Source organism: Eubacterium segne (assembly GCF_014287775.1).
GTDB classification, from domain to species: domain Bacteria; phylum Bacillota; class Clostridia; order Lachnospirales; family Lachnospiraceae; genus Eubacterium_G; species Eubacterium_G segne.
In genome coordinates this window covers 302,897-310,274 of record NZ_JACOOZ010000004.1, presented here as the reverse complement: position 1 = coordinate 310,274, position 7,378 = coordinate 302,897, and the positions used below count along the sequence as shown (strand labels likewise).

The 7,378-nt window shown below is 34.3% G+C and carries 5 protein-coding genes and 1 tRNA gene; all 6 read right to left on the bottom strand.

Annotated elements, in window-relative coordinates:
• Positions 1-444: 444 nt before the first annotated feature.
• Positions 445-532: transfer RNA gene (locus tag H8S00_RS07840), tRNA-Ser, on the bottom strand.
• 91 nt (positions 533-623) lie between these two features.
• Positions 624-1,340 carry a lysophospholipid acyltransferase family protein gene (locus H8S00_RS07835; RefSeq protein WP_021953623.1) on the bottom strand — a complete coding sequence of 239 codons (717 nt, stop codon included), beginning with the start codon at positions 1,338-1,340 and terminating at the stop codon, positions 624-626.
• A 25-nt stretch (positions 1,341-1,365) separates the two neighbouring features.
• Positions 1,366-1,914 (bottom strand): Fe-S-containing hydro-lyase, encoded by a 549-nt coding sequence (locus H8S00_RS07830; protein WP_021953622.1) that lies wholly within the window; start codon positions 1,912-1,914, stop codon positions 1,366-1,368.
• Between the two features lie 90 nt (positions 1,915-2,004).
• Complete coding sequence (locus H8S00_RS07825) at positions 2,005-2,847, bottom strand: fumarate hydratase (RefSeq protein WP_118590156.1); 843 nt, start codon at positions 2,845-2,847, stop codon at positions 2,005-2,007.
• 54 nt (positions 2,848-2,901) lie between these two features.
• Entirely contained in the window at positions 2,902-5,430 is a 2,529-nt protein-coding gene (gyrA, locus tag H8S00_RS07820) for a DNA gyrase subunit A (protein WP_118590158.1), read from the bottom strand.
• A 13-nt stretch (positions 5,431-5,443) separates the two neighbouring features.
• On the bottom strand, positions 5,444-7,375 hold the full coding sequence (gyrB, locus tag H8S00_RS07815) for a DNA topoisomerase (ATP-hydrolyzing) subunit B (protein WP_118590160.1): 1,932 nt from the start codon (positions 7,373-7,375) through the stop codon (positions 5,444-5,446).
• Positions 7,376-7,378 lie beyond the last annotated feature (3 nt).

Below are 7,378 nucleotides of genomic sequence, written 5' to 3'. Positions count from 1 at the left end.
TTGTTTTGGAAATCGTTAGCTTCGATTACTCGAATTAACAATGTTCGCTCTGAAAATATTTATTTGAATTTTCAGGGATGGTTGCTGTTCAATTATCAATGTTCCTTTTGTTTGTCGCTATCGCGACAGCCATATTACTATATCATAGTTATTTGGCTTTGTCAACAACTTTTTTAGCTTTTTTTAAAAAACTTTGTCGCTTGTGTCACATCTCAGTGACAGCTTGTATATATTACCATATACTTTATTGTTTGTCAACAACTTTTTTAACTTTTTTTAAAAACTTTGTTGTTCGTTTGTCGTTTCTTAGCGACAACTCGTATATACTAACATATGCATTATTGTTTGTCAACAGTTTTTTAAATTTTTTTTGATTTTGCAAAATTGCATATTTTAGAGATAAATATAACTCCACTTAACCAATAGTGGAGTTATATTTGTTAACGGAGAAGGAGGGATTTGAACCCTCGCGCCGCGCAAACGACCTACACCCTTAGCAGGGGCGCCTCTTCAGCCACTTGAGTACTTCTCCATGCCTGAATATAATACATATTCAATTACACTTTTACAGTGCATTAGTTATTATAATATAGTAAGTTTTATTTGTCAAATACATTTTTTCATTATGATAGCTTTTCTTCTATTGTCTTAACTATCATTGATTTAACAAGCTCTGCTATCTCCGTTGTTTTCATATCTTTATAATCTTCATAATATAAAGGCTTTAAATAGTGTATCTGAACTTTAACTGTTTTAGTATCCTTTATATCAAATGGTTTAAAAGAATCTATTAATGCCACCGGAACTATTGGTGCTTTTGCTTTGTACGCACTTTTAAATGATCCCCCTTTAAAGTTTCCCGGTACGTTTCCATTTTTACTTCTGGTACCTTCAGGAAATATTATATAATTACGCCCCTGCTTAATTCCCTCTGTCATTTCTTTTATAATTTGCATTCCCTGTCTTGGGTCACCTCTATCTATTGCTTTTGCATCTAATGCCTTTATTGTTTGTTTAAGTAATGGAACATTTGCTAAATCATTTCGTATTACAAATGACGTAGGATTTTTATGAGTGTCACAAATTAACAGCACATCAAACAATCCCTGATGATTTGGCGTAAGTATATAACCATTTTCATTAGGAATATTTTCAAGTCCTGAACACTCAATTTCCACGTGGGCATATCTGTTTACCTTTTTACACACGTTTCTTACTATATTATATCTTTCTTCTATTGTATATTTATTTTCATTTCCTGCTTTTCCTATTTCGTGAAATAACCATGGAACTTTATAGAATCTCCTTGTAAAAAGATAAGCTATTCTATTCATTTTCATTATATTATTACCTCTTAGATATGTTTTATTCCTTATATTTTTCTATAGCTGTTTCATATAAGTTGTTTCCTTCGCTGTCAATTACAACTATTACAGGAAAATCTTCTACATATAATTTTCTAATAGCTTCTGTTCCTAAATCATCATATGCTATTACTTCACTTTTCTTTATGCATTTTGATAATATTGCTCCGGCTCCTCCTATAGCAGCAAAATATACACTTCCATTTCTTACTATGGCGTCTCTGACTGCCTGAGATCTTTTTCCTTTTCCTATCATTCCCTTTAATCCTAAATCTAACAGTTTTGGAGCATATTTATCCATTCTGCTGGCAGTAGTCGGTCCTGCTGAACCTATTGGTCTGCCTTCCCTGGCAGGGGATGGCCCCATATAGTATATTATATTGTTAGCCATTTCTATTGGTAATTGCTGATTTTTTTCTAATGCCTCATACATCCTTTTATGGGCAGCATCTCTTGCAGTGTATATTGTTCCTGTTATATAAACATAATCTCCTGCTCTTAATGAATTTGCATCTTCATTGCTTATTGGAGCCTGTATTTTCTTATCCATATTATCTCCTTATATCTATATATTGTGATTTGTTATTAGTTTCTTCCTATTATAATGTGTAATTACATTATTCTATATATTGTGCTTTTGTTATAATGTTCTTGATACATGTCTGTTTACATGACAACATATATTTACTGCTACAGGAAGACCTGCAATATGGGTAGGATAGGTTTCCACATTAACTGCCAAAGCTGTCTGGGTACCACCTAATCCTCCCGGTCCTATTCCTAATTTATTTATTTTTTCTAACAATTCTTCCTCCATATCCTTTACATATGGTATGTGGGAAGATAAATCTGCAGGACGTGCTAATGCTTTTTTGGCTAAAATAGCACATTTTTCAAATGTTCCACCTATTCCTACACCTACAACCATAGGAGGGCAGGCGTTCGGTCCTGCATCCTTTACAGCTGTAATTACAGCATCCTTTACACCTTCTATTCCATCAGCAGGTTTTAACATAAACACACGGCTCATGTTTTCACTTCCAAATCCCTTTGGTGCCAATGTTATTTTTATATTTTCTCCGGGAACAATGCTGTAATGTATTACTGCCGGTGTATTATCTTTAGTATTTTCTCTTATTATAGGGTCGCTTACTACTGATTTTCTTAAATACCCATCTACATAGCCACGTCTTACACCTTCATTTATGGCATCTTCTAAATTTTCACCTTCTATATGTACATCCTGTCCTATTTCCATAAAAACCACAGCCATTCCCGTATCCTGACATATAGGTATCATATCCTCTGCAGCTATTTTCAAATTTTCATCTAATTGTTCTAAAATCTGACTTCCAAGAGGAGATTTTTCATTTTTTCGTGCATTATTTAATACATTTAACATATCCGGTGCAAGATAATGATTTGCTTCTATACACATTTCTTTTATATTATTGATTATTTCATCAGTATTTATAATTCTCATATATATTCCTCTCTTTTTAACGCATTAAAGGCGACTTATTTCAGCCGCCTTTTTTTAATAATTTTCAGAATCTTCTTCTGTCTGTTCACTTTCTTCTGATTCTTCGAGCATTGCTGCCTGTGCGTCAGCTTCAGTTACACTTTCTTTTACCTTTGTAATGCTTGCTACAACAATATCATTGTCATTTCCCGTATTCATAAGTTTTACTCCTAATGTAACCCTTCCAAGTATGGAAATATCGTCAACAAACATTCTTATGATAATACCTTCATTGGTAATCATCATAATTTCATTTCCGTTATTTACTGCTTTTGCACCTATTACCTCACCGGTTTTTTCGGTAATCTTATAGCATTTTACACCTTTTCCGCCACGGTTTTGAAGTTTAAAATCACTAAACGGTGTACGTTTACCCATTCCGTTTGCAGATACAATTAATATACATTCGCCCTGTGATTCAAGCTGCATAGATATAACTTCATCGCCTAAATTTAATTCTATGCCTCTTACACCCATTGCAGAACGTCCTGTTTCACGGACATCTGTTTCACGGAATTTTATTCCCTGACCATTCTTAGTTATTAACATAATATTGTCAGAATTATCAGATATCATCACATCTATTAACTCATCATCTTCTCTTAGTGTAATTGCCTGAATTCCGCTCTTTCTAATATTGGTATATGCGCTTACAGGTGTCTTTTTAACAATACCATTTTTTGTTGCCATTATAAGGTACTTGTCCTCTTCAAATTCACGCATCTGAACCATAGCTGATATTTTTTCTCCAGGCTGTAGCTGTAAAAGATTGACAATTGCCATTCCTCTTGCAGTTCTTCCTGCTTCAGGTATTTCGTAGCATTTAAGCTTATAAATACGTCCTGTATTGGTAAGGAATAATATATAATCATGGGTTGAAACCATAAACATATCTTTCATAAAATCATTGTCTATAGTCTGCATTCCCTTTATACCTTTTCCACCACGGTTCTGTGACTTAAAGTTATCTACAGTCATTCTCTTTATATAACCTAAGTTAGTCATGGCTACTACTGTATCTTCTTCCGGAATTAAGTCTTCGTCAGATAAATCTCCCACATTAATTCCTATTTTTGTTCTTCTTTCATCACCAAATTTATCTCTTACAATTTCCATTTCTTCTTTTATTACTGTAAGAAGCTTGTTTTCATCTGCAAGAATAGATTTTAAATAATCAATCTTTGCCATTAATTCAGCATATTCTGCTTCAAGGTCTTCTCTTGCCAAACCTGTCAACTGGCGAAGTCTCATATCCACAATAGCCTGTGACTGTGCATCTGAAAGACCAAATCTTTCAATTAAGTTATTTTTAGCATCAGCAGTTGTCCTTGAACCTCTGATTATTTTTATTACTTCATCAATATTATCAAGGGCAATTAATAAACCTTTAATAATGTGTGCTCTTTCTTCTGCCTTGTTTAATTCAAACTTTGTTCTTCTTGTTACAACATCCTTCTGATGCTTTAAATATTCGTCTAACATTTGAAGAAGATTTAATACTTTTGGCTCTCCATTAACTAGCGCTAACATAATTACACCAAAAGAATCCTGTAACTGTGTATGTTTATAAAGCTGATTTAAAATAACATTGGCATTGGCATCACGTCTAACTTCAATTACAACACGTGTACCGTCCTGGTCGGACTCATCTCTTAAATCTGTTATTCCATCAACTTTCTTTTCTTTTACAAGACTTGCAATTTTTTCTACTAATTTTGCTTTATTAACCATGTATGGAAGTTCAGTTACAATTATTCTGCTTTTTCCATTGTCCATAGTTTCAATCTCAGAAACTGCACGTGTTTTTATTTTTCCACGGCCTGTTCTGTAAGCCTGCTCAATATCTTTTCTACCTAAGATTGTAGCACCTGTAGGAAAATCAGGCCCCTTAATAATTTCCATAATTTCTTCTATGGTTGTGTCTCTGTTTTCCTGTACTTTATTGTCAATTATTTTTACAATTGCATTTATTGTTTCTGTTAAGTTATGTGGTGGTATGTTTGTAGCCATACCTACGGCAATACCGCTGGTTCCGTTTACTAAAAGATTAGGATATCTTGATGGAAGAACTGATGGTTCTTTTTCTGTTTCATCAAAGTTTGGCGTAAATTCCACAGTATCCTTGTTAATGTCTGCAACCATTTCCATAGATATTTTGCTAAGACGTGCTTCAGTGTAACGCATTGCGGCAGCACCGTCGCCATCTTCTGAACCAAAGTTTCCGTGACCGTCAACTAAAGGATATCTTGTATTCCATTCCTGAGCCATATTAACTAAGGCACCGTAAATAGAACTGTCACCATGTGGATGGAATTTACCCATGGTATCACCAACAATACGGGCACATTTTCTGTGTGGCTTATCCGGTCCGTTATTAAGTTCAACCATTGAGTAAAGCACTCTACGCTGAACCGGCTTTAAACCGTCTCTTACATCAGGTAATGCTCTTGATGCAATTACGCTCATGGCATAATCTATATAAGAGGTTTCCATAGTTTCTTTTAAGTCTACTTCATGAATTTTGTCAAATATCTTATCGTCCACTTATATTTTCCTCCTATATATCTAAGTTTTTAACAAATTTAGCATTTGCCTCAATAAATTCTCTTCTTGGCTCTACATCATCACCCATAAGAGTTGTAAATGTCTGATCCATTTCTGATAATTTTTCTTCGTCTATTTTTACCTGCTTTAAAATTCTGGTATTAGGATCCATTGTTGTTTCCCATAACTGGCTTGCATCCATTTCTCCTAAACCTTTGTAACGCTGAATTTTATTCTGATTATCACGACCGATTTCAGTAAGTATTTTATTTAACTCTTCATCACTGTACGCATAGTAATTCTTCTTATTTCTTGTAACCTGATAAAGTGGTGGCATTGCAAGGTATACATGGCCGTCCTTAATTAACTCAGGCATGAATCTGTAGAAGAATGTAAGCATAAGTGTATCAATGTGAGCACCATCTACATCGGCATCAGTCATAATAATAATCTTGTTGTATCTAAGTTTTGTTATGTCAAAATCTTCCTGTATTCCTGTACCAAAAGCTGTAATCATTGTTCTGATTTCTGCATTGTCCATAATCTTATCAATGCGGGCTTTTTCCACATTAAGAATCTTACCTCTAAGTGGAAGTATAGCCTGAGTTGCTCTTGTTCTTGCCTTTTTAGCTGAGCCGCCGGCTGAATCTCCCTCCACTATGAATATTTCACAGTTTTCAGGATTCTTATCTGAACAGTCTGCAAGTTTTCCCGGAAGAGCAGCCACTGATAATGCAGTTTTTCTTGTTGCTTCTCTTGCTTTTCTTGCAGCATCTCTTGCTCTCTTTGCCAAAACAGCCTTTTCGCATATCATTTTTGCAATAGTTGGATTCTGTTCAAGATAATAAGTTAACTGTTCACTCATTACACCTTCAACTGCAGCTCTTGCCTCACTGTTTCCAAGTTTCTGTTTTGTCTGACCTTCAAACTGCGGGTCTTCAATTTTTACACTAATAATAGCTGTAAGACCTTCTCTAAAGTCATCACCTGAAAGATTTTCTTCATTTTCTTTTAAAATCTTATTCTGTTTTGCATAGTTGTTAAATGTTTTTGTAATTGCTCTCTTAAATCCTTCAACCTGTGTACCACCTTCAGGTGTATTAATATTGTTTACAAAACTTAAAGAATTTTCTGTATATGCATCATTATGCTGCATTGCAACTTCAACATAAACATTATTTACCGTTCCTTCACAATAAATAACATCATCATATAAAGGTGTTTTTCCTTTGTTTAGGTATGTTACAAATTCCTTTATTCCACCTTCATAATGGAAAGTTTTCTCTATTTCACCTTCTTCTCTTATATCTCTTAAAACAATTCTTAAATTTTTAGTAAGGAAAGCCGTTTCCCTAAGTCTTATTTCAAGAGTTTTATAATCATATAGTGTTTCCTCAAATATTGAATCATCAGGAAGGAATGTTACTTCTGTTCCTGTAAAATTTTCGTCACAATCTCCTATGATTTTTAATGGTTCAACTACCTTACCATATTCATAACGCTGATAATGAACTTTACCATTTCTGCAAACCTTAACTTCAAGCCATTTTGATAATGCATTTACAACTGACGCACCTACTCCGTGAAGACCACCGGATACCTTGTATCCTCCTCCACCAAACTTACCTCCGGCATGTAAAACAGTAAATACAACTTCAACAGCCGGTTTACCTGTCTTTGTGTTAATATCCGTAGGTATTCCTCTACCATCATCTCTTACTGTAATTGAATTATCCTTATTAATCTGGACATCAATAGTATCACAGTAACCTGCCAAAGCTTCATCTACAGCATTATCCACTATTTCATAAACTAAGTGATGTAATCCTCTTGAAGATGTTGAACCGATATACATACCAGGTCTTTTTCTAACTGCCTCAAGTCCCTCTAAAACCTGAATCTGATCAGCTCCATATTCATTTTCAACGTTTGTGTTGTTACCCATTAG

Excerpts from the sequence above, each read along its gene's own strand:
- H8S00_RS07835 (WP_021953623.1), bottom strand. The coding sequence starts at position 1,340 with ATGAAAATGAATAGAATAGCTTATCTTTTTACAAGGAGATTCTATAAA.
- H8S00_RS07830 (WP_021953622.1), bottom strand. The coding sequence starts at position 1,914 with ATGGATAAGAAAATACAGGCTCCAATAAGCAATGAAGATGCAAATTCA.
- H8S00_RS07825 (WP_118590156.1), bottom strand. The coding sequence starts at position 2,847 with ATGAGAATTATAAATACTGATGAAATAATCAATAATATAAAAGAAATG.
- gyrB (WP_118590160.1), bottom strand. The coding sequence starts at position 7,375 with ATGGGTAACAACACAAACGTTGAAAATGAATATGGAGCTGATCAGATT.